Consider the following 22,878-nt stretch of genomic DNA (forward strand, 5'->3'; position numbering starts at 1 on the left):
GGATAATATGATTGAAATAGCTATTTTAGTAGTTGTACTGTTAGTTATAATAGGGATTAAATGTATTAAGATTTTAAGACCTTATGAAAAAGGAGTCATTGAAAGATTAGGTAAATATCAAAGAACTGCAAGTAGTGGAATTGTTGTTTTAATTCCATTTATTGAATCATTACAGAAAGTAGATTTAAGGGAACAAGTTGTAGATGTGCCTCCTCAGGAAGTTATTACTAAAGATAATACGGTTGTTGTAGTTGATTGTGTTATATTTTATGAAGTTGTAGATGCTTTTAATGCAACATATCATGTTGTTAATTTTTATCAAGCTATCACTAAACTTGCTCAAACTAATTTAAGGAATATTATTGGGGATTTGGAATTAGATCAAACTTTAACTTCTCGTGAAATGATTAATACAGAATTACGTGAAGTTTTAGATGAAGCTACTGATAAATGGGGTAGTAGAGTTGTTCGTGTTGAGATTCAAAAAATTGAACCTCCACAGGATATTGTTGATGCAATGAGTAAACAAATGAAAGCTGAAAGGATGAAAAGAGCATCAATTCTTGAAGCTGAAGGTTATAAACAATCTGAAATTAAAAAATCTGAAGGTGATAAACAAGCTGCTATCCTTGAAGCTGAAGGTAATGCAGAATCTATTAAGAAAATGGCGGAAGCAGATAAACAAGCTGCTATTCTTAGAGCTGAAGGTGAAGCTGTAGCTATTGAAAAAGTTTATAATGCAATTCATGAAGGAAATCCTGATGATGGTTTAATAGCTGTTAAATATTTGGAATCTCTTGAAAAAATAGCTGATGGGAAGGCCAGTAAAGTATTTTTACCTCTTGAATCTAGTGGAGTTTTAGGTTCAGTTGCAGGTATTTCTGAATTATTTAATCAAGATAAAAAATAATTTTTTTATTTTTTCTATTTTTTAACATTTTTTAGGGCAGTCTAACTTTTGTACATGGATTTTAAGTTTAATTGAGGTTTATTAGGTGTTCTTAAAAATGTTTAACTTTATATATGGCCTTGAATTAATATTTGTGTAGGTATGTGTTTTATTAGCTAAGCATATGTTATTTTAGTATTTTTAGTCTAATAATTTATATATTATAATAAACATACATTTTAGGTAGACCTAAAATATTAGGTTTGCTATTTATTAATTATTATATTAAGGAGGAAATAATTATGGAAGAATATATTAATAAAATTATGGAACATAAACATGCATTAATTTTTGTTGGAGGAATGGCTGCAGCTATTGCAGGTAAAAAAATATTAGAATCTAAAACAGTAAAAGATAGTTGTACTAAAGGTATGGCTGCTGTATTATCTGCAAAAAAAGATGCTGAAGAATGTTATCAAGACATGGTTCAAAATGCAGAAGATATTGTTGTTGATGCTAACAAAGATGATAAAAAAGCTATTTATGTTGAAGACAAAGAATAAGGTTTAAAACATGAAATACCAAGTAATGTATAATAACGGAACCAGAATTAGGGTTCGTTCAGGCCAAGCAGCTTTCACTGAGAAAGAAGGTTATGGTATTGCTTCATTACTTTTAGAAAACGATTTTATTGAAAAAGTTTTTACATCTCATAGAAATGGAAGTATTTTAATTTACTATGATGATGTTAAAAACAGAAAAAGAGTCTTTGATGCACTTGATAATATAACTGCTGATGATTTAGTTGAAGTTGAACCAGATATGTATATGACTTCAAATGAATTAACTAATAATTTTTGGGTTAAATTGTCAAGTATGGTTGTAAGAAGGGTATTAAGTAAAATTATATTACCTATTCCATTTAGAAACTTGTTAACTATTTATAGGGGTGCTAAATATATTTGGCATGGTTTGGATAGTTTAACTAGTTTTAGGATAGATGTTGCTTTACTTGATGGTGCAGCAGTTGCAGGATCACTTCTTAAAAAAGATTTTGGTCCTGCAAGCTCAATGATGTTCTTATTATCAATTTCTGATTTGCTTGAAGATTACACCTTACAAAAAACAAAAAGTACTTTGAAAGAAAGTTTAACTTTAAATATTGATACTGTATGGGTGGTAAATGATGATGGTGAAGAAATACAACAATCTATTTCAGAAATTAACAAAGATGATAAAATTAAAGTTCATATGGGTGATGTAATACCTGTTGATGGAAAAGTTATTGATGGTGAAGGAATGGTTAATGAGGCAACTATGACTGGGGAACCATTAGCTGTCCATAAACATCTTGGTAAAACTGTCCATGCTGGAACTGTTATTGAAGAAGGTAATTTGATTGTTCAAGTTTATTCTTTTGATAAAGAAACTAGATTAAATAAAATTATTGATCTTATTGAAAATTCCGAAGAATTAAAAGCAGATGCTCAAAGTAAAGCTGAGGAATTGGCAGATTCTATTGTGCCATATAGTTTCCTTACAACATTTATTACTTATATTTTAACTAGAAATACTACAAAAGCATTATCTGTTTTAATGGTTGATTTCTCATGTGCACTTAAATTAACTACTCCTTTATCTGTTATTTCAGCTATGAAAGAGGCTTCAGATAATAGGATGATGGTTAAAGGTGGAAAATTCCTTGAAAAATATGCAACTGCGGACACTATAGTCTTTGATAAAACTGGAACTCTTACTAATGCAACTCCAAAAGTTGCTGATGTAATTCCTCTTGGAGGTTACAGTAGGGATGAAGTTTTAAGAATGGCTGCATGTATTGAAGAGCATTTTGCACATAGTATTGCTACTGCTATTGTAAAACAAGCTGAAAAAGAAGGTTTAAAACATGAAGAAGATCACAGTGAAGTTGAATACATTGTGGCTCATGGTATTGCAACAAGTTATAATGGTAAACGTGCAGTTATAGGAAGTAGGCACTTTTTATTTGATGATGAAGGTATAAAAATATCTAAAAAAGAAGAAAAACTCATTAAGGAAAAAGTTTCAGAATATTCTGTTGTCTACTTAGCTATTGATAGTAAACTTGAAGGTATTATCTGTATTAGTGATCCTGTAAGACCTGAAGCTAAAGAAGTTATTAATCAACTTAAAAATACAGGCATTGAACATATTATCATGTTAACTGGTGACAGTGAAAGCGGTGCAAAAAGTAGTGCTGATGCATTAGGTATAACTGAATACAAATCTCAAGTGCTTCCAGAAGATAAAGCTAGTATTATTGAAAGTTTAAAAGAAGAAGGTAGAACTGTTATAATGGTTGGGGATGGAATAAATGATTCTCCAGCATTAGCTGCTGCTGATGTATCTGTTTCAATGAAAAACTCTTCAGATATAGCTAGGGAAGTTGCAGATATTTCATTATTATCTGATGATTTATATGACTTAGTAACACTTAGAAAGTTAAGTGTTGGTATGTTAGAAAAAATAGATACTAATTATCGTAGTATAATTGGTATTAATGGTACTTTAATTGCATTAGGTATGTTTGGAATTATAACTCCTTCTGTATCTTCATTAATACATAATTTATCAACTATGCTTTTAGGAGCTTTAAGTACTCGTTCTGTATTAAAAGAACCAAGAGAAATAGAAGTGAATGCAGTAGAAACTGCATAAACTTCTTAATTTATTTTTTTAATTAAGCTATTGATGTGAATATTGTATAAGACATCAATAAGATAAAACAAATTATTCCTGGATTTAAAAGAATTGTATCTACTGGATTTTTTAAAATAATTTCTTTTTCACTACCGTCAAATTTACTTTTATCAAAGTATTTGATGGAATAAATTAAACCCATAAATGTTAGTCCCAGTGTTATTAAAATATATAATAAAACGCCAACTGTACTTGTTGGTGAAAGGACACTTCCATTTGCTAAATCCATTAATGGTTGTGAAACAAATAAACTAACAACAGACCCTATGAAGTTTATAATCATGTGTAAACCGATTGTATATTTGATTTGTCCAGTTTTTATATAAATTATTGCAAAAAATCCTCCAAGGAGAAATGCATAGAAAAATTGACTTAAATTTCCATGGAAAAATGCAAATAATAATGCAGATAAAAGTACTGAAATAGTACCTCCGTATTTTATAGTTCTGTCAATCAACAATTTTCTAAATATCAATTCTTCAAATATTGGAGCTATTAAAGTTATTATAATTAAATTTGCAATTAAACCGGAGTTATTTATCACTTCATTAACTGGGTTAACTACATCATGTTGGATTAATGAACCGATTCCTGCAGTTATAACAACTCCCATCATATTTCCAATCCACATTAAAAACATTGTAATTGATATACAAATTATAAATGTTTTTATATTCATATTATGTTTTTCAAGAGTTTTTGATTCTGTTTTTCTCATTATATAAATAAATATTGGTAAGGGTAAGAGATAAGTCCAAATAGCTGAGAAAAATGTCATAAGTGTTTGATTGGATAATATTCTTGGATCAATTGCATTTATTATTAATCCAATAATTATGTTTAATACTACTATTATAATTCCTAGTGCAAAATAATTAAATCCAATTTTTGAAAAAAATCTTCTATTTGCTTCCAATTGTACACCTCACTGTTATGTTATGTAACATTTATTTTACTTTTTCCGATATATATACCTTTTTATTTCAATATTGATTTGTGATTATCTACTTAAAATCGTGTGAAATATTTATATAAAAATACAATCAATATTAATAAATGTAAAAAAAAGTTTTATGTATGTGATTTAATGAATAAGAATAAGTTTTCACCGATAATTTTACCAATTTTTATTATAATTATCTGGTATATTATAACTTCTGTTTTAGAATTAGTTAATCCTTATTTCTTACCAAGTCCAGTAGATGTTTGTACTTCTGCTTGGTCAATTATTCAATCTGGAGAATTGTTTGTTGACACTATGGATACTTTATTTAAAGTGTTTGGAGGTATGATTCTTGCATCTGTTGTAGCTATTCCTTTAGGAATATTACTTGGATGGTATCATAAATTAGAAACTCTTTGTAGCTTTGTAATTAGTGTATTAAGACCAATACCTCCAATAGCTTGGATTCCATTTTCAATTTTATGGTTTGGAATAGGAACTGCTCCAGCAATATTTATTATTTTTGTTGGTTGTGTTTTCCCAATTCTTATTTATACTATTGATGGAGTTAAAAGAACAGATAAAGTTTTAATTGAATCTGCACAAACATTAGGGGCAGATGATAAAACAGTACTTACAAAAGTTATTCTACCTTCTGCAGTACCACATATAGTATCAGGACTTAAAGTAGGTATTGGGATAGCTTTAATGTGTACTATTTCAGCAGAAATGATTGGTTCAAGTAGTGGTTTAGGATATTTAATTTTAACATCTACAAATTTATTTGATACTGGAACTACTGTTGTAGGTATGTTAGTCATTGGTTTAATTGGTTTAGTCTTTGATTATGTCTTTGGACTTGTAGAAAAAAGAATATTCTGGTAGGTGGTTTAAATGGCAATTGAAATTAAAAATATAAATAAATCTTTTCATGCTCGTGGTTCTGATCATGATATAAAAGTTTTAGATAATGTTAATTTAAATATTAAAGATGGTGAATTCGTTTGTCTTTTAGGCCCTTCTGGTTGTGGTAAAACAACACTTCTTAGATTAATAGCAGGACTGGATCATCCAACTGATGGGGAAGTTATAGCAGATGGTGAACATGTTAATGAACCTTCTGGAGATAGGGCGGTTATTTTCCAGCAATATTCTTTATTTCCTTGGTTAACAGTTTTAGATAATGTATTATTTGGTCTTAATCTTAAAAAAGACTCAAATAAGGAAGAAAATATTAAAGCTGCAGAAAGATATCTTGAAAGTGTTGGATTAATTGACTTTAAAGATAGTTATCCTTATGAACTTTCCGGTGGTATGAAACAAAGGGTTGCAATTATTAGATCTTTGCTTAATCATTCTCCTATTTTACTTATGGATGAACCATTTTCTGCATTGGATATGCAAAATAGACACATGCTTCAAGAACAATTGATTGGTGTTTGGAAAAGATTTAACAATACTATTGTTTTTGTAACTCATGATGTTGATGAAGCAGTTTATCTTGCAGATAAAATTGTTATAATGGATAAAAATCCAGGTAAAATTAAAGAAATCTTTGAAGTAGACATGCCTAGACTTAGAAAAAGAGAATCTAAAGAATTTATTGAAATTCAAGAAAAAATCCTTGAAAAATTAAATGTGGAAGATTTTTAATAGCTATATATTAGCTATTAAAGTTCCATATTTTCCATTTTTTATACTTTCATAAGTATAATTGGAAGCTTTTAAAATACTTGTTTTTAAATCGTTATTTTTACTTAAAAAGCTTACAATAGCTGCTGAAAAATTACAACCACTACCATGTAAATTACTGGTTTTAATCAGTTCTTGTTTTAAAATACTAATTTTCCCATCAATAAAAATAGTATTAATTCCATTTAAATGTCCACCAGTTATAATATTATTGCATGTTTTTCCTAATTTTTCACAAGCTAATTTAGCATCATTTTCATTATTTATTTTAATTCCAGTTAATTTTTCAGCTTCAGATATATTGGGGGTTGTTAAAATAGAATGGGGGAGGAGATATTTAAGCAAACTATGACTTAAATCATTTTTAGCTAATTTTCCACCAGAAGTTGCAACCATAACTGGATCAACAACAGCTTTTAGATTGTATTCTTTAATTTTTTTAGAAATACATTTTATAATACTCTTTGAATATAACATTCCGGTTTTAATGTATTCTATATCATAACTATCTAAAACAGCATCAAGCTGTTCTTCAACATAACTAGTTTCAACAGCTTGCAATGAAAACATTTCATTAGGATTTTGAGCAGTAAGAGCAGTTACAACTCCAGTTCCATAAACTTTTAATGCTTGAAAAGTTTTAAGATCTGCAAAAATACCTGCTCCAGCTGAGGGATCTACTCCTGCTATGGACATTACAATCATTTAACTGCCTCTTGTGACTTTTAAACGTTCACTACCATGTACTGATTCAACATTTATTTTTAATTCTTTTAAATAACGCCTAGTTTCAGTATTTTCCCCATGAACCATTATTTCTCCTAAATCTTCAGTAGTATTAACATCCAACGCCATAAATAAGGAGTCGTGAACTTGTGGGTTTAATTTTTTTCTATCTGCAGCATTTACATGTTCTTTATAACTAAAATCTCCAAATTTAGTTCTAATTGCTAATGGTTTCATAATGATTGCATTTGTTCCCCCTCCTTTTGAAGGAACAATAATGAAATCCAATTGTTTACTTGAATCAATAACCATTTTAAGATTAGTTTTACCTAAAAGAGGAATATCTGATGGCATTATAATTACTTTTTTAGTTTTACCTTTACAATATTCCATGGCTTGTTTTAAAGCTTTATTTAAGTTTGAATTTTCATTTTCTTTTAAAATATTTAAATTTAAACTTTTAGCATAATTCAGAACATCTTCATCAGCACTAATAATGATTATTTTGTCAGTATATTTCCTTAAGGTATCTGTAACATCTTTAAGCATAACTTTTAATAAGTTTTCCCTTTCATTTTCATTTAAAAATGGAGATAACCTAGTTTTACATTCTTTAAATTTACTGACAGGTATTATTCCATAAATATCATCCATAGTTTCCATCTCTAGTAAGTTTTAGCTATTAATGCTACATATTTTGCATCTTCATCACTGATTATACATTTTTTGGAACCTTTTTCAAGTTCTTCATAAATACCTAAAACAGAATAACCTGTGAGTTCTTCTATTTTTTGTCCACAGTCAGTATCTCCACACCAATTAACTGCTACAACATTTCCGTTTTCAATTAATTCTTTAACTTCATCTATACTGGATGCAAATTTAACATGTTCGTCATGGAAGTTCCAAGCGCATTTAGATAAGTTTTCTTCATATTGGTTAATTAGATTACATATATTATTAACAAGGTTTTCATCTAAGTCAAGTTCAATTTTTTCTAATTCATCTCTGCGCATAACTATTGTTTTGTTGTTTTCAAGATCTCTAGGACCTAATTCAAGTTTTATTGGGGTTCCTTTTAATTCCCAGTCATAGAACTTTTTACCTGGTCTAATATCTCGGTCATCAATGTTTACGCGCAATCCTGCATCTTCGAACTCTTTTTTAAGTTGATTACATTTAGCTAAAACTTCTTCTTTTCCTTTTTTAAATAAAATAGGAATAATTGTTATTTGATTTGGTGAAATTTCTGGTGGGAGGCATAATCCTTTTTCATCCCCATGAACTCCAATTGCAGAAGCTATTACTCTATCAGATAATCCTGCACAAGTTTGATAAACAAGTTTATGTTCTCCATCTTTATCTTCAAAAGTTATATCGAATGTTTTTGCAAAGGTTTGACCTAAATTGTGAATAGTACCAATCTGTAATGTTTTTCCATCAGGCATGATTGCATCAAATGCCATTGTGTAGTCAGCACCGGGGAATTTATCCCATTCAGGTCTTTTACTTAAAGTATATGGTATTCCTAATGTGTCGAATATTTCTTTATATTTAGCAATATGTTTTTCAACTTCTTCATCAGCTTCTTCTTTAGTTGCATGTGCAGTATGAGCTTCTTTAAATGTTGTAATTTCACGAACACGAATAAGTGGTCTGGTATGTTTTGTTTCGTATCTGAAAGTGTTTACAATTTGATAATATTTTATAGGTAAATCTATATGTGATCTAATCCACAATGCATACATTGGATAAATAGATGTTTCACTAGTTGGTCTTAAAGCTAATTTTTCATTTAAGGGTGTTTGTCCTCCGTGAGTAACCCAATAAACTTCATCTTCAAATCCTTTTACATGTAATCCTTCTTTAGCTAATTCTGCTTCAGGAATAAGAAGTGGGAATAAAACTTCGTCATGATCACGATCATATATTTCTTTTACTAAATCTGTTGTATTCCTTCTTATTTGAAATCCATAGGGCATCCATACAGCCATTCCTTTAATAGGATATCTTGAATCAGTTATGTTAGCTTCTTCTAATATATCATGAAACCATTCACTAAAATTTTCCACCATATCACCTTAATTAAATTTTTATAATAATTATATTAGTTGTTAATGCCTATTAAATATATTTGAAGAAATTGTTGTTTCACATAAATGATAACTTATTTATAAGTACAAGCTAAAAATATACAAATGTATAATGTGTTTAGGAGATATTTTATGAATTCTAGAAAAATACAAATGCCTCGTGAGGTTTATATTGGTCCTGAGGTTATATATGAAACTGGAGATATCTGTAAAGATTTACATTTAGATAATAAAGTTTTAATTTTAACAGGTCCAAATACTTATGATATTGCAGCAAAACATGCTATTCAAAGTTTTGAAGATAATGACATTGAAGTAGATGTTAAAATTGTTGAAAAAGTATCTTATGATTCAGTAGAAGAAGTTAGTGACATGATTACTAATAAAACTACTGTTTTAGGTGTTGGCGGTGGAAAAGTTATTGATGTAGCTAAATTAGCTTCTTATAATAAAAATGTATTTTTTGTTTCCATGCCAACTACAGCTTCACATGATGGTATTGTATCTCCTTTAGCTTCCATAAAAAATCCTAAAACTTCAACATCTGCTAAAGCACATGCACCAATAGCTGTTATTGCAGATAGTAAAATTATTGCAAATTCACCTTCCAGATTATTATCTGCAGGGTGTGCTGATTTAATTTCAAATTTCACAGCAATTAAAGATTGGCAATTAGCTCATCGTTTAAAAAATGAGCCATATAGTGAATCTGCAGCATCATTATCTATAATGTCTGCAAAAATGATTACTGATAATGTAGACAATATTAAACCAGGTTTAGAAGAAAGTGCACGTTTAGTTGTTAAAACATTATTCAGTAGTGGAATGGCAATTAGTATTGCAGGTTCTAGTCGTCCAGCTAGTGGATCAGAACACATATTTTCACATGCATTAGATAAAATTTTAGAAAAACCTTGTTTACATGGTGAACAATGTGGTGTTGGAACTATATTGATGATGTATTTATATGGTGGAAATTGGAAATTTATTAGAGATAGTTTGAAAGCAGTCGGAGCTCCAACAACAGCTAAGGAATTGGGAATTGCTGATGAAGATGTTATTGATGCATTAACAATGGCACATACAATTAGACCAGAAAGATATACTATTTTGGGAGATAATGGTATATCTAAGGATGCCGCTTATGAATTGGCTTTTAAAACTAGGGTGATATAAAATGATTACATTGATTGGTAAAGATTTAGCAAAAGAGGGTAATGAATTTGTTTTTTATGGTCCTGCAGATGAATGTAAAAACTGTAGATTTAAAGCATCATGTGTAGATTCTCTAGAAAAAAATAGAAAATACAAAATTGTAGGCATTCGTGATAATGAGCAAAAATGCCCTATTCATGCTGAAAATATTGTTGTCCCAGTTGAAGTGGAAAGGTCTAGCATAACTTTACTTTCTCCTTCAAAAAGTGTTTTTGAAGGATCTACATTTTCCTATAAGTCTATTGATTGTGATGAAGATTGTGAATATAATGAATATTGTTTCCCTGAAGGATTAGTGGATAATGATAAATGTATTGTTTTAAAGAATTATGGGAAACATAAAGGTGAATGTAAAAAAGGTTATAAACTTAATAAATTAACATTAGGTTTTGTTATTTAAATGAGGGATTAATTATGAATCTTAAAAAAGAAGCAGGTTATAAAGCAGCACAATATGTTAAAGATGGAGATGTAGTGGGACTTGGAACAGGATCCACTACTCATTATTTCATTGAAGCAGTAGGTAAAAGAATATCTGATGAAGGAATAAATGTTAAAGGAATTCCTACTTCTTTCCAGTCATTATTATTAGCTAAAAAATGGAATATACCAATTACTAGCTTAGAGGAAAATGATATTGATTTAGCTGTTGACGGTGCAGATGAAGTAGATAAAAATCTTAATCTTATTAAAGGTGGGGGAGCAGCTCATACAAAAGAAAAAATTGTAGATTATTCTGCAAAAAAGTTTATTGTAATTGTAGATGAATCTAAATATGTTGATGAAATTGGAAATTTCCCAGTACCTGTAGAAGTAATACCTGATGCATCCCGTGTAGTTGTACAAACTTTGGAAGATATGGGTGCAAAATGTGAAATAAGAATGGGTGAACGTAAAGATGGTCCAGTTATAACTGACAATGGAAACTTTGTTATTGATGCTAAATTTGAAAAAATTGAAAGTCCAATGCACTTAGAAATAGATTTAAATTCTATTCCTGGTGTTGTTGAAAATGGTATTTTTACTCAAATGGTTGATAAAGTTATAATTGGTACTTCTGAAGGTATAAAAGAATTATGAGGTGTTAAAATGCCAATACCTGGTGGAATTCCATATAATTTTGGAGAAATAGCTAATAAAATAGCTATGCTTATGGGAATTTTAATCGTGATTTATGCTGTTTTATGGATTTTAGCAGAATTAAAATTGATTCCAGTTGTTTTATTTGCAATATTTCCACAAATTGTTCTTCTATTAATTGGAATATTCATTGTTTACATTGCATATTCTAGAAGAAATAATTATTAATTCTAATGAAAGAAGTCTATAAATTTTTATAGGCTTATTTGTTTTTTAATTTTTAAATACTAGTTTTATATAATATTTTCATAATGTTAATTGAAAATACTGAGTTTAATTTAGATACAAATAAAAATTTTGAAATTATTGATATAACATCTAAGATTAATGAAATAATAATTAATTCTAATATCAGTAATGGGATTGTAAATATATTTTCCAAACATTCTACATCAGCTATTTGTGTAAATGAAAATGAAGAAGGTCTACTCGAAGATTTAGAATTTGCATTATCTAATATAATTTCTAATAAATTTAGCTATAAACATGATGATATTGATAATAATGCGAAATCTCATTTAAAATCATTTTTACTTTCTTCTAGTGAGTCTATTCCTATATTGAATAATAAATTAAATTTAGGAACTTGGCAATCAATATTTTTTATAGAATTAGATGGACCAAGACATAATAGGATAGTTAACATAACAATAATTGGAGAATAACAATGAATAAATGGGTTTTATTTTAATTGTAATTATAGCTGTTGTTGGTGTTTTAATAGCTGTTGAACAAACGCCACAATCTGGTGAATATTTACAAAACATTTCAGTTAATAATACTTCTCAAGATAATCCTAATGTAAATTACTCTGAAATTGATGTTCAAATGAAAAGTTATGGTACTGATGGAGGAATTATTCAAAATATTGTTATTATACTAATAAAACAGATTATGTACAATTAAAAAGAGTAATTAAGAAATTGAATTATTCTTGAGGGTTAAATTCAATTTCAAATCCGATTACTGGATAATCTAAAGTAAAGTTAGTGATTACTTCTGGGGAGAATTCACCAAAGAAACCTGTTATAGTTCCATTAGCTGAAGTTCCTTTTACATCACTTACTCTTCCAGCTATGAAACTAGGATTGGTACTATCGCTAATTTCCATAGTATAACCTAAGTTTTGAAGTAAGCTAGTTACAACAGATTTGATTTCTGTGAAGTTTGCACTTGAGTGACAAATTAGTCCAGCCAGTTTTTTAGAAGCTCTTACTTTGGTTTCTTGAGTTTCATCCATGTATAAAACATCACCAATCTCAAATATTTTTTGAGGTAAATCTTCATGTTTATTATCTTCTAAGAACTCCATTAAACTGTTAATTAAACTGGTACGAATCATAGTTCTATCGATGGTAATTGGTCTAGCTACCTGTACATGATTGATTTCTTTTTGTTTCATTTTAGTGAAATGTGCATCTTCATTAGTAAGCATTAAACTCATAATTTCCTGGAATCCTAATCCAATCATAACTTCTCTCATAATAGATTCTGACCTAAACCAGTCATGTTCATAAGCTATTGTTGAAATATCTGGAAGTTTAGCTTCAACATCATTAATTCTATATTGTACTGCAATATTTTCAACAACATCTACTTCATGAAGAATATCTATCCTGTAAGAAGGAATGTAAACTTTTAATTCATTATCATTTAATATCTCTGAGTCAAAACGAGCTTGAGATAATAACTGTTGTATATCTTTTGCATTTAAGTTAGTTCCACCAATTAAACTATTAGTCACGTCAACATGGACATTTTTTACTTGAGGAGTTAAATCAGGAGTAATTATTGTTTTATCTTCATATTTAACTTCCATACTTTTTATTTTTCCACCAACTTCTGCAAATGAACTGCAGATTATATTTAAACATTGATTTACTGCACGTTCATCAGTTCCAGTTACATCTACAATGATATTTTTCACGCCTTCATGAATTTTTGTAAGTTCTCCATTTATAATTGGAGGCATGGAAAGTACTTGATTATCTTTATCAACAATCAACGGGTATTTATCAAAATTTTCAAGAAGGTGTGCATAAGCAACTCCTTTGTCGTGTTGGGTTAATATTTCTTCAGGAGTCATTGGAGTATCTTTTTCAAGAGCAACAAAAGCATTTTCATTTTTAGGAGTAGCTATATAATTAAATGGTTGGGATACAACATCTGCATTGTGAATACCAATAGCTACTTTTTTTCTATCTCTTCCGATTACCCAATGAAGATTTTCCTGGAAATCCATAATATATTTAAGTTTATCACCAGTAAAATCTACTCCTTCTATTTTTGCAAATGCAATGTATGGTCTGATTTTAGCTACTTCAGCATCTACAATTACACTTTCATTTGATGGTGTAACTTCATATTTTGGAAGTCCTGTTTCCTGATTGATAAATCCTTTAAAAGATCTAGCTACTCCTTCTACTGATAAATTGTCTGGACGATTCGGGAAAAATTCTACTTTAATTTCTTCATCATTAAAGTCTTCGATATCACTTGACATCATAGGTAAGGTGTTTATTAATTCATCTTTTTCCATATCTATTCCTAAATCTTTTAAATCTTGATATTTGAATGTAATAACTGGCATTTAATATACTCCAATAAAATTATTTTCATAATCCATAAATAGCTATGAAGAATATTGATTCAATTACAAAATGTAATGATCTGTGTTCTAATTCATTCATATGACTGTTAATAAATAATGTGTGACTTACATCTATTACAAAGTGGATAAATGCTGCTAAAAGTCCCACTTCTAAATTTAAAAATACTACTGACACAAAAATAAAATGGAATCCAGCTTCCATTAATTCATGTATAATCCAAGTTTTCCAGGGAGCATTTACTGAATTATTAATTATTCCTGCTAAAATAAGGTAGAACTTATTAAAGATTTTCCATACAATTTGTGTGTGGATTGTGTCGCTTATAGCTAGTACGATTGCAACATAAAACCATAATAATTCCATTGTTAACAGTCCTTTATTTTTTATACATTTATTATTTAATGTATTAATCAATTATTAAATTATCGTTTTTATAGATTCTCTATTTTACTGTATTTAATTAAATATTTCATAAAATGTTTTAATATTATTATGTAAATATTGGTCATGATGATATTTTATTTGGTTATGGTTTCTTTTTAATTTACTTTTTGGTAGGTTTTTTAAGATATAATATTTTTTGGGAAATATTATTTAAAGAAATTCTAATGATAAAAATAGAAAATAGAATTATTTATTATTATTTGTTGCATTAGTGTAATTAAAATAATAATTTTTATGGTGAATTTTTTCTTAAGATTTTTAAATGAAGAACTATATAATTAATAATATTATTTTTATTTAATTATTTGGAGAAAAGATATGTCAAATGAGAATATTCCTAAAGACTATGATTTTAAAAAAGAAAAGATTTGGGAGCAGAAATGGGAAGATGAGGAACTTTATAAATTCCTTGGTGATGGAACTAAACCTAGATATATAATTGATACTCCACCACCATATCCAACTGGTTCTATTCATTTAGGTCATGTATTGAATTGGGTTTACATTGATATGAATGCAAGATATAGGAGATTAAAAGGTAATGATGTCCTTTTTACTCAAGGATGGGATTGTCATGGTCTTCCTACTGAAGTTAAAGTTGAAGAAACTCATGGAATTAAGAAAAATGATGTTTCTAGAGCTAAATTCAGAGAATATTGTATTGAGTTAACAACCCAGAATATAGCTAAAATGAAAGACCAAATGCAATCTTTAGGTTTTTCACAAGATTGGAGTCGTGAGTTCATTACAATGACTCCGGAGTATATGAAAAGGACACAATATTCATTTTTAAAAATGTATGATGAAGGATTAATTTATCAAGGTATTCATCCTGTTAATTGGTGTCCTCGTTGTGAAACAGCTATTGCTTTTGCAGAAGTTGAATATAGTGATAATGAAACATTTTTAAATTATGTTAACTTCCCGCCAGCTATGGAAGATTCTTATGATGATATAGCTAGTTCTAAAGTTTCAGGTAAACAAGCTAATCCTAAAGATGAAGGTGTAATGATTGCTACTACTCGTCCTGAGTTAATGTCTGCTTGTGTAGCTGTTGTAGTTCATCCTGATGATGAAAGATATGGTCATTTAGTAGATAAATATGTTGAAGTTCCATTATCTCATCAAAAAGTAAAAATTTATCCGGATGAAGAAGTGGATCCTGAATTTGGTACTGGTGCGGTAATGGTTTGTACATTTGGGGATAAAACTGATGTAAGCTGGGTAAATAAACATAATTTAGAAATTATTGATGCAATTGATGAAAAAGGTAGATTAACTGCAGCTGCTGGAAGATATGAAGGGATGGATTTAGCTACTTGTAAGGCTAAAACTATTGAAGACTTGGATGAAGAGGGTTATCTTTTAAAACAAGAAAAAATCGATCAGAATGTTGGGCAATGTTGGAGATGTAAAACTCCTATTGAAATTTTAGTTAAAAAACAATGGTTTGTAGCAGTAAATAAATTAATTGAGCAAACTAAAGATGCAGCAGAAGAAATGAATTGGGTTCCAGAACATATGAAAAGTCGTATGATTAATTGGGCGGATTCTATGGAATGGGATTGGTGTATTTCAAGACAAAGATTATTTGCAACTCCAATACCTGTTTGGTTCTGTAAAGATTGTGGAAAAGTAATGCTTCCTGATGTTGAAGATTTACCTGTTGATCCAACTCATGACAAACCTAAAAAAGCATGTAGTTGTGGATGTGAAGAATTTATTGGAGAAGAAGATGTTTTAGATACATGGATGGACAGTTCTATTTCACCTCTTTCAATTGCAGGATGGCCTAATGAAGGTTATGAAAACAATTTCCCAGCAAATATTCGCCCACAAGGTCATGATATTATTAGGACATGGGCATTTTATACAACACTTCGTTGTTTAGCTTTAACCGGTAAAAAACCATTTGATGATATTGTAATTAATGGTATGGTATTTGGTGAAGATGGATATAAAATGAGTAAATCCAGGGGGAATGTAATTGCACCAGATGAAGTAATTGAACAATATGGTGCAGATGCATTAAGAACATGGGCTGCTAATAGTGTGCCTGGTTCAGATGTAATCTTTGATTGGAAAGATATTAAACATGGTTACAGATTCTTAAGAAAATTCTGGAATGCATTTAGATTTATTAGTATGCAGATATTTGATGAAGAAGTTAGCTATGATGAGGTAAAAGATGGCTTTGACCCTCTTGATTTATGGATTTTATCTAAATTAAACAACCTTAATAAAGTTGTAGATAATGCATTTGCTAACTATGACTTTGCAAATACAATCACATCTATTGAAAAATTCATTTGGCATGATTTCTGTGATGAATACATTGAAGCTGTAAAATACAGATTATACAATGATGATGTAAGTGATTTGTCAAGAAAAGCAGCTAAATACACATTAAGAAATGTTATTGAAACTTCTTTAAAATTATTATCTCCAATTGTACCATTCTTTGCAGAAGAAGTTTATCAATACTTTGGTGAAGGTGAATCTATTCATAAAACATCCTGGCCAGAAGTTAATGAAGATTTAGTAAGTGAAGATTATGAAGACAAAGGTAATATAACTGTAGATTTAATTGATGAAGTAAGAAGATTTAAATCTAGTTCAAAAATACCTCTCAACGCTCAATTAGCTGAAGTTAATGTTTATACTAATGATAAAAAATTAGTTGAAATATTCAATGAATTTTCACAAGACATTGAAGGAACTCTTAAAATCGATGATTTATCTATTAAAACAGGAAAACCTGAAGTTCATGAAAAAATTATTGAAGTAGAACCGGACATGTCTCAAATTGGACCAATGTTTAAAAAAGATGCTGGAAAAATCATAGGATACTTGAAATCTACTGATATTGAAGAAATAGCTAGTGCATTAGAAGAATCTGGTCAATTAACTATTGGGGATATTACTGTTGATGAAGATTTATTAAATATCTCAAAAGAAATTGTAGGGGCTTCCGGTAAAAAAGTGGATATCTTACAATCTGAAAATTTAGATGTTATTGTTGAAGTAATGAGATAATTTTACTTCAATTCTTATTTTTTCCAATAGTAAACTTTATATTCTTTTTTTATCTAAAATTATTTTACTTATAGATATTTTATTTGATTAAATCTACTATTTTTTAATAATTATCTATATAAGTTGATTAACAAGTTTTTTAAGTGACTACTATGAAATATGAGAAATCAAAAGAGTATGATAAAAAGTTAATTGAAAGTAAAATTATGGGTCCGAATCCATTAAAATTAGTTGAAGAATTATTAGTAAATCATAATATTTCAAATTCTGCTACTGTAATGGATTTGGGAAGTGGAAATGGTTTAACTTCTGTGTTTCTTGTAAAAGAATATGGTTTTAGAGTTTTTCCTACAGATTTGTGGAGTAATCCTACAGAAAACAAGAAATTTTTTGATGAAATGGGAATTTCAAGTGAAGAAATAATTCCAATTAAAGCGGATGCTAATGAATTACCTTTTGCACATGAGTTTTTTGATGCAGTAATTTGTGCAGATTCTTATAATTATTTTGGAAGGGATTTTAACTTTTTAGATGAAAAATTAATGCCTTTTGTTAAAGTTGGAGGTTATATTTACATTGCAGTTCCTGGTATGAAAAAAGATTGTCATGATGATTTGCCTGAAGAATTATTGCTTGCTTGGAATAAAGAACAGTTAGATTATATTCATGATATAAATTATTGGAAGAATATAGTTACTAAATCCACCAAATCAGAGATTATTTCAATTAAACAAATGGAAGGAAACGAAGAACTTTGGCAGGATTGGATTAATTGTAATAATGAATATGCTGCAGGCGATAAAAAAGCTATTGATGCAGGGGCTTGCAAATATTTAAATTTTATATCAATTGTACTTCAAAGAAATGAGTAATTGTTTATTTATTTTTTAATTAATTAGATAAGTATAATAATTATTATAAGGTAAATTAACAATTGATAACAATGAATCTTAAAGTTAAAAATATTTCTAATATTGGTGGTGAGGTTAAAGCACCACCTTCTAAAAGTTATTCTCACAGAGCAGTTATATTAGCATCTTTAGCTAATGGCACATCTAAACTTTATGACATGCTTTTCTCACAAGATGTTTTGTCTTCTATTAATGTTTGTAAGGCTTTAGGTGCAACTATCACTAAAAAAAATGATTATTTGGAAGTAATTGGAACCAATGGTATATTACATAATTCTTCAGAAATTCCTATTGATTTAGGTAATTCTGGAACTACTTTAAGATTAATGACTAGTGTATCTAGTTTGGCTGATAATGAAGTTATTTTAACTGGAGATGAATCTTTACAAACAAGACCTATGGGGATTTTGACTGAATCATTAGCTTTGTTAGGTGTAGATGCAACTTCTATTAAAAATAATGGAAAAGCACCTATTTTAATTAAACCAGGTTATTTGGGGGGAGAAACTAATATTTTAGGGAGTGTTAGTTCTCAGTATATTTCATCAATTTTAATTTCAGCCCCATTATCTAAAAATGGTGTTGATTTATTTGTATTGCCTGAATTTAAATCAAGACCTTATGTGGATATGACCTGCGATATAATGGACAAATTTGGAGTTAAAGTTAAAAATGACTTTTATATTCGTCATGATGATTGTGATAATGAATTTAAAAATTGTCGTGTTGATGAATTTAATATAGCTAAACAGGAATATGCTTCTTGTGATTATATTGTTGAAGGTGATTATTCTTCTGCATCTTATTTACTTGCAGCTGTTGCTATTTGTGGGGGAAATGCTAAAATATTAAATTTATTTAAGGATTCTAAACAGGGAGATAAATTAATATTGGATATATTAAAACAAATGGGTGCTGAAGTACATATATTTGATGATTATGTGGAAATTTCATCTGATGGTAATTTGCATGGGATAGATGTTGATTTATCAAATGCTCCTGATTTGTTAATTACAGTTGCTATTTTAGCATCTTTGGCTACTGGAACTACTAATATTACTGGAGTTAAACATGCTAGAGTTAAAGAAACAGATAGGATAGCTACTACATGTGAAGAACTTAGAAAATTAGGATGTAATTTGAAAGAATTTGAAGATGGGATGACTATTACTGGTGGAATTCACTCAGGTATTGTTGATTCACATAAAGATCATAGATTAGCTATGGCTTTTTCATTAGTTGGTTTGAAATATGATATAGAAATCACAAATGGGGAGGTTTTTGATGTGTCTTTTCCTAATTTTATAGAAGCTATGGCAGAAATTGGTGTAGAGTTAGAATTACTTTAAGAGGTGATTTTTCGTGTCTGAGTTAACAAATACTGATAAAGTTATTAAAATCGTTGATGAATTGAGTAAATTATATAAAATTAGGGAATTTGAAAATAAAGACCCTTACAAAGTTTTAATTAGAACTATTTTATCTCAAAGAACTCGTGATGAAAATACTGATCAGGCTACTAAAAATCTATTTGACAAATATAAAAATATTTATGAAGTTGTTGATGCTCCTATTGAGGATATTGAGGAGTTAATTAGGTGTTCTGGTTTTTATCGTGTGAAAGCTGCTAGAATTAAAGAGGTTTCAAGGATTTTAATTGATCAATATGGTGGAAATGTTCCAGATAACTTAAAAGAATTAGTTGAACTTCCTGGTGTTGGTCGTAAGACTGCTAATTGTGTTTTGGTTTATGCTTTTGAACTTCCTGCTATTCCTGTTGATACTCATGTTCACAGAATTTCTAATAGAATTGGTTTGGTAAATACTAAAACACCTGAACAGACAGAGTTGGAATTAGCTAAAATAGCTCCTAAAGAATTATGGATTAAATTAAATGATTTGATGGTTCAATTTGGTCAAACTATCTGTAAACCTATGGGTCCTCAGTGTGAAATTTGTCCAATTTCAGATATTTGTGATTATAATTAATTTTCCGAAACATTTATAAATAAAAACATTGTTATATAACAGTAGTTATAAACAATAACTATCGTTATATTACTTATTGCTTTATAACAATTTATGATAACCCTTTATAATATACCTTAAATTAATTAATTAGGAGAAATAATTATGGTTAATATCCCAGAATTAAAAAGAGGAGTTTTAAATAGTGTTGTTGATGCTATTGGAAATACTCCAATTGTAAAATTAAATAATATTACTGAAAATTTAGAAGCTGAAGTTGATGTGAAAATGGAATCTTTCAATCCAACTGGAAGTGTGAAAGATCGTGTTGCAGTTGCAATGATTGAAGATGCTGAAGAAAAAGGTTTACTTAAAAAAGATTCTGTAATTATAGAACCAACTAGTGGTAATACTGGTATAGGATTAGGTTTTGCAGCGGCTGCTAAAGGTTATAAATTGATTTTAACCATGCCTGAAACCATGTCTATTGAAAGAAGGAAATTATTAGGTATTTTTGGAGCAGAATTAGTATTAACTCCAGGTTCAGAAGGTATGGGTGGAGCTATAGCTAAAGCTGATGAATTAGAAAAAGAAATTCCAAATGGTATAGTTTTACATCAATTTGACAATGAAGCTAATACAAGAATTCATTCACAAACTACTGCTAAAGAAATTTTAAGAGATACTGATGGTGATATTGATGTGGTAGTAGCTGGTGTTGGAACTGGTGGAACTATTACTGGTATTGGTAAAGTATTAAAAGAACAAAATCCTGATGTTCAGATTATTGCAGTTGAACCTGAAACTTCTCAAACTTTAGGAAAAGGAGTTAAAGGACCTCATAAAATTCAAGGTATTGGTGCAGGTTTTGTTCCATCAATTTATGATTCTGAAGTTATTGATGAGATTATTCCTGTAAAAGATGAGGATGCAGGTAATACTTTACTTGAACTAGCTAAAAAAGAAGGAATCTTTGCAGGAATTTCTTCTGGTGCAGCAACATGGGCTGCAATTCAAGTAGCTAAAAGAGAAGAAAATAAAGGTAAAAGAGTATTAGCTATTTTACCGGACTCTGGTTCAAGATATCTATCTGTTGATTGGTTATTTGAATAAATTTATATATTATGTATTATAGAAAAATGTATATACTGTGTTATATTTTATAGATATACATATTTCTAAAATACTTTGAGGTTTGTTAATGTTTAGTAGGTTAAAGAGTGAGATTAAAACAATAAAGGAGAAAGATCCTGCTGCACGTAGTACTCTGGAGATATTTTTATGTTATCCTGGATTTTATGCAATTATTATGCATAGAGTTAGTCATTACTTGTGGAATCACTCTTTAAAGTTACTAGCTAGAATAAATTCAAATTTAGCTAGATTTTTAACAGGTATCGAAATTCATCCTGGTGCAACTATTGGTAGACGTGTTTTTATTGATCATGGAATGGGTGTTGTTGTTGGAGAAACAACAATAATTGGAGATGATGTACTTATTTATCAAGGTGTAATTCTTGGTGGAACCTCTACTCAAAAGACTAAAAGACATCCAACTGTAGAAAAAGGAGCTATTATTGGTGCTGGTGCTAAAGTAATGGGTAATATTACTGTAGGTCAATATTCTAAAATTGGAACTGGTGCTGTTGTATTGAAGGATGTTCCTCCTGATTCTACTTGTGTTGGTGTTCCTGGTAGAATTGTTAGAAGTAAAAATGCTGAGAATATTGAAGTTCATCATAAAACTGTTGATTTGGATCATAATAAACTTCCTGATCCAGTAGCTGATGCAATTGATACTCTTACAAAGCACCTTAAAGAAAATGACAAACATATTAAAATTTTGTGTGAAAAAAATGAAATTTGTCTAACTAAAGATATTGAGAAAGAGTTAGATGATGTATTAAAAAAATAGGAGATTATTATGAAACCACCTTGTGAAATTGTTGTATGGTATGTAATACCTGCAATTAGATCTGAATTAGCTAAAGATTTATTGGCTTTAGGAATGAAGCAAAAAGATGTTTCTGAACTTATGGATATAACTCAACCTGCTGTATCTCAGTATATTACTGATAAAAGAGGTAGTGGGATTGAATTAAGTTCTGATGTAAAAGACATGGTTAATGAGTTAGCTATCCAATTACATAATGGTGAAGCTAAAAAAACTGAAATAATAAGTAGGACTTGTTCTATTTGTAAAAATATTGAAACTGAAGATGTTTTAAAACAATTAAACATTGATAAAACAGATCTTGATGAAGATTGTCAAGGTTGTTTAGGTTCTGAAGTTAGTAAATGCGAATAGTAAACTATATATGTGATGATAATCAAACTATTATTTACTGTTTTATTTTTTGTTGGCAAGCTGACCGAGTGGCTTAGGTGCGTGGCTGCAGACCATGATACTGGGGTTCAAATCCCTAGCTTGCCTTTTTTATTAAATTATTGCTTTTTTTGAGGTATTTTT

Annotated in this window: 24 protein-coding genes and 1 tRNA gene; 19 read left to right on the forward strand and 6 right to left on the reverse strand. The window is 29.1% G+C overall.

What is annotated here, in order from left to right:
* Positions 1–7: 7 nt before the first annotated feature.
* The 3 genes from Q0984_RS07530 to Q0984_RS07540 all read left to right on the forward strand — a co-directional run bounded on the left by Q0984_RS07530 (position 8) and on the right by Q0984_RS07540 (position 3,586).
* Entirely contained in the window at positions 8–910 is a 903-nt protein-coding gene (locus Q0984_RS07530) for an SPFH domain-containing protein (RefSeq protein WP_299525927.1), read from the forward strand.
* Positions 911–1,191: 281 nt separating this feature from the next.
* Complete coding sequence (locus Q0984_RS07535; RefSeq protein WP_299525930.1) at positions 1,192–1,452, forward strand: DUF6110 family protein; 261 nt, start codon at positions 1,192–1,194, stop codon at positions 1,450–1,452.
* Between the two features lie 10 nt (positions 1,453–1,462).
* Positions 1,463–3,586, forward strand: a complete 2,124-nt coding sequence (locus Q0984_RS07540) for a heavy metal translocating P-type ATPase (RefSeq protein ID WP_299525932.1) — start codon at positions 1,463–1,465, stop codon at positions 3,584–3,586.
* A gap of 22 nt (positions 3,587–3,608) precedes the next feature.
* Here Q0984_RS07540 and Q0984_RS07545 read toward each other — a convergent pair whose 3' ends face one another.
* Complete coding sequence (locus Q0984_RS07545) at positions 3,609–4,544, reverse strand: CPBP family intramembrane glutamic endopeptidase (RefSeq protein WP_299525935.1); 936 nt, start codon at positions 4,542–4,544, stop codon at positions 3,609–3,611.
* A 171-nt stretch (positions 4,545–4,715) separates the two neighbouring features.
* On the opposite strand from Q0984_RS07545, the gene Q0984_RS07550 reads away from it, so the two are divergent.
* Positions 4,716–5,456 (forward strand): ABC transporter permease, encoded by a 741-nt coding sequence (locus Q0984_RS07550; protein WP_299525937.1) that lies wholly within the window; start codon positions 4,716–4,718, stop codon positions 5,454–5,456.
* 9 nt (positions 5,457–5,465) lie between these two features.
* Positions 5,466–6,224, forward strand: coding sequence for an ABC transporter ATP-binding protein (locus Q0984_RS07555; RefSeq protein ID WP_299525940.1), 759 nt, complete (start codon positions 5,466–5,468; stop codon positions 6,222–6,224).
* Between the two features lie 3 nt (positions 6,225–6,227).
* Here Q0984_RS07555 and thiD read toward each other — a convergent pair whose 3' ends face one another.
* The 3 genes from thiD to proS are packed head-to-tail and all read right to left on the reverse strand — an operon-like array spanning position 6,228 to position 9,064.
* A complete protein-coding gene (gene thiD, locus Q0984_RS07560) occupies positions 6,228–6,968 on the reverse strand; it encodes a bifunctional hydroxymethylpyrimidine kinase/phosphomethylpyrimidine kinase (protein ID WP_299525943.1) in 741 nt (246 codons plus the stop codon).
* The gene (gene cofC, locus Q0984_RS07565) at positions 6,969–7,643 is read right to left on the reverse strand and encodes a 2-phospho-L-lactate guanylyltransferase (protein WP_299525945.1); all 675 of its coding nucleotides are present in this window, start codon (positions 7,641–7,643) and stop codon (positions 6,969–6,971) included.
* Between the two features lie 11 nt (positions 7,644–7,654).
* Positions 7,655–9,064, reverse strand: a complete 1,410-nt coding sequence (proS, locus tag Q0984_RS07570; protein ID WP_299525948.1) for a proline--tRNA ligase — start codon at positions 9,062–9,064, stop codon at positions 7,655–7,657.
* Between the two features lie 150 nt (positions 9,065–9,214).
* Here proS and Q0984_RS07575 point away from each other — a divergent pair, with 150 nt between their 5' ends.
* The 6 genes from Q0984_RS07575 to Q0984_RS07600 all read left to right on the forward strand — a co-directional run bounded on the left by Q0984_RS07575 (position 9,215) and on the right by Q0984_RS07600 (position 12,343).
* Positions 9,215–10,258, forward strand: a complete 1,044-nt coding sequence (locus Q0984_RS07575; RefSeq protein ID WP_299525951.1) for an NAD(P)-dependent glycerol-1-phosphate dehydrogenase — start codon at positions 9,215–9,217, stop codon at positions 10,256–10,258.
* 1 nt (position 10,259) lies between these two features.
* A complete protein-coding gene (locus Q0984_RS07580; protein WP_299525954.1) occupies positions 10,260–10,697 on the forward strand; it encodes a UPF0179 family protein in 438 nt (145 codons plus the stop codon).
* Positions 10,698–10,711: 14 nt separating this feature from the next.
* Positions 10,712–11,377: a ribose-5-phosphate isomerase RpiA gene (gene rpiA, locus Q0984_RS07585; protein WP_299525957.1), complete on the forward strand. Its 666-nt coding sequence runs from the start codon at positions 10,712–10,714 to the stop codon at positions 11,375–11,377.
* 9 nt (positions 11,378–11,386) lie between these two features.
* Positions 11,387–11,605 (forward strand): hypothetical protein, encoded by a 219-nt coding sequence (locus Q0984_RS07590; protein WP_299525960.1) that lies wholly within the window; start codon positions 11,387–11,389, stop codon positions 11,603–11,605.
* A gap of 83 nt (positions 11,606–11,688) precedes the next feature.
* On the forward strand, positions 11,689–12,102 hold the full coding sequence (locus tag Q0984_RS07595; protein WP_299525963.1) for a secondary thiamine-phosphate synthase enzyme YjbQ: 414 nt from the start codon (positions 11,689–11,691) through the stop codon (positions 12,100–12,102).
* Positions 12,103–12,112: 10 nt separating this feature from the next.
* Complete coding sequence (locus Q0984_RS07600; RefSeq protein ID WP_299525966.1) at positions 12,113–12,343, forward strand: hypothetical protein; 231 nt, start codon at positions 12,113–12,115, stop codon at positions 12,341–12,343.
* Between the two features lie 22 nt (positions 12,344–12,365).
* Here Q0984_RS07600 and pheT read toward each other — a convergent pair whose 3' ends face one another.
* Both pheT and Q0984_RS07610 read right to left on the reverse strand, forming a co-directional pair.
* Positions 12,366–14,027 (reverse strand): phenylalanine--tRNA ligase subunit beta, encoded by a 1,662-nt coding sequence (pheT, locus tag Q0984_RS07605; protein WP_299525969.1) that lies wholly within the window; start codon positions 14,025–14,027, stop codon positions 12,366–12,368.
* A 25-nt stretch (positions 14,028–14,052) separates the two neighbouring features.
* Positions 14,053–14,412, reverse strand: a complete 360-nt coding sequence (locus tag Q0984_RS07610) for a hypothetical protein (RefSeq protein WP_299525972.1) — start codon at positions 14,410–14,412, stop codon at positions 14,053–14,055.
* Between the two features lie 399 nt (positions 14,413–14,811).
* Here Q0984_RS07610 and Q0984_RS07615 point away from each other — a divergent pair, with 399 nt between their 5' ends.
* The 8 genes from Q0984_RS07615 to Q0984_RS07650 all read left to right on the forward strand — a co-directional run bounded on the left by Q0984_RS07615 (position 14,812) and on the right by Q0984_RS07650 (position 22,842).
* Complete coding sequence (locus tag Q0984_RS07615) at positions 14,812–17,529, forward strand: valine--tRNA ligase (protein WP_299525975.1); 2,718 nt, start codon at positions 14,812–14,814, stop codon at positions 17,527–17,529.
* A gap of 152 nt (positions 17,530–17,681) precedes the next feature.
* On the forward strand, positions 17,682–18,401 hold the full coding sequence (locus tag Q0984_RS07620; RefSeq protein ID WP_299525978.1) for a cyclopropane-fatty-acyl-phospholipid synthase family protein: 720 nt from the start codon (positions 17,682–17,684) through the stop codon (positions 18,399–18,401).
* Between the two features lie 71 nt (positions 18,402–18,472).
* Positions 18,473–19,789, forward strand: coding sequence for a 3-phosphoshikimate 1-carboxyvinyltransferase (gene aroA, locus Q0984_RS07625; protein WP_299525980.1), 1,317 nt, complete (start codon positions 18,473–18,475; stop codon positions 19,787–19,789).
* 13 nt (positions 19,790–19,802) lie between these two features.
* The gene (gene nth, locus Q0984_RS07630) at positions 19,803–20,429 is read left to right on the forward strand and encodes an endonuclease III (RefSeq protein WP_299525983.1); all 627 of its coding nucleotides are present in this window, start codon (positions 19,803–19,805) and stop codon (positions 20,427–20,429) included.
* A 144-nt stretch (positions 20,430–20,573) separates the two neighbouring features.
* Positions 20,574–21,521: a cysteine synthase A gene (cysK, locus tag Q0984_RS07635; protein WP_299525986.1), complete on the forward strand. Its 948-nt coding sequence runs from the start codon at positions 20,574–20,576 to the stop codon at positions 21,519–21,521.
* An 88-nt stretch (positions 21,522–21,609) separates the two neighbouring features.
* A complete protein-coding gene (gene cysE / locus Q0984_RS07640) occupies positions 21,610–22,323 on the forward strand; it encodes a serine O-acetyltransferase (protein ID WP_299525989.1) in 714 nt (237 codons plus the stop codon).
* Between the two features lie 9 nt (positions 22,324–22,332).
* Positions 22,333–22,716, forward strand: coding sequence for a transcriptional regulator (locus Q0984_RS07645; RefSeq protein ID WP_299525992.1), 384 nt, complete (start codon positions 22,333–22,335; stop codon positions 22,714–22,716).
* A 54-nt stretch (positions 22,717–22,770) separates the two neighbouring features.
* Positions 22,771–22,842: transfer RNA gene (locus Q0984_RS07650), tRNA-Cys, on the forward strand.
* Positions 22,843–22,878 lie beyond the last annotated feature (36 nt).

It is taken from the genome of uncultured Methanobrevibacter sp., assembly GCF_934746965.1.
In the GTDB taxonomy this organism is placed as follows: domain Archaea; phylum Methanobacteriota; class Methanobacteria; order Methanobacteriales; family Methanobacteriaceae; genus Methanocatella.